Below are 656 nucleotides of genomic sequence, written 5' to 3' on the forward strand. Positions count from 1 at the left end.
CTTAATTTTCCATTTTCTTTAAAGGCTGTTTTAAATTTAAGCTCGTTATCCTTAGTGCTTATACTTTCAACCACTGCAAAATGTCCGTTAATTTGCTTTGCACTGATTAAAACCTCGCCTCCGTCTTTGCCCTCTGTGATAGCATAAATATCCGCATTTTTTACTATGTCGCTATGATTTATAATATCTTCCTTGCTTAAGGGCGTTTGTCCATTTTTAGCTAAATTTGAATTTACTCCATGTCTATTTAAAGCATGGGCTATTTTATCGCCTTGCAAGGTTATTTTCACACCTTTTTTTAAGCCAAGTTCTTTGATCAAAGCTTCATTTTCAAAATCATCTAAATAAAGCTTTGAATTTGTTTTGATAGCTTCATCTAGAAGCTCCTTTGTTAGCTCCTCTTGTTCTGCCTTTCTTAAGGGTTTTGTTTTATCAAGCAAATCGCTTTTCAAAGCCTTTGGGCCATCATTTTTTTTTAAAGCTTTGCTAAATTCTTCTAATTTTTCAAGCTCGCTTATAAGCTTAGGGGCAAGGTTGCTTGGCTCTCCTTGCAAAAGGGCGTATTTGATAAAATCATAATTATTTATATCACTTACGGCTTTGCTTGTTTCACTGAAAAGATTAGCCGTGTTTTTTTCAACCAAATAATCCTTTGC

General features: G+C 34.1%; 1 pseudogene. It reads right to left on the bottom strand.

Annotation, left to right across the window (positions count from 1 at the left end):
- Nucleotides 1-644 (bottom strand): annotated as a pseudogene (locus DMB92_RS09075) (hypothetical protein); the annotation flags it as partial.
- Nucleotides 645-656: the final 12 nt, after the last annotated feature.

It is taken from the genome of Campylobacter sp. MIT 99-7217, assembly GCF_006864365.1.
Taxonomy (GTDB): domain Bacteria; phylum Campylobacterota; class Campylobacteria; order Campylobacterales; family Campylobacteraceae; genus Campylobacter_D.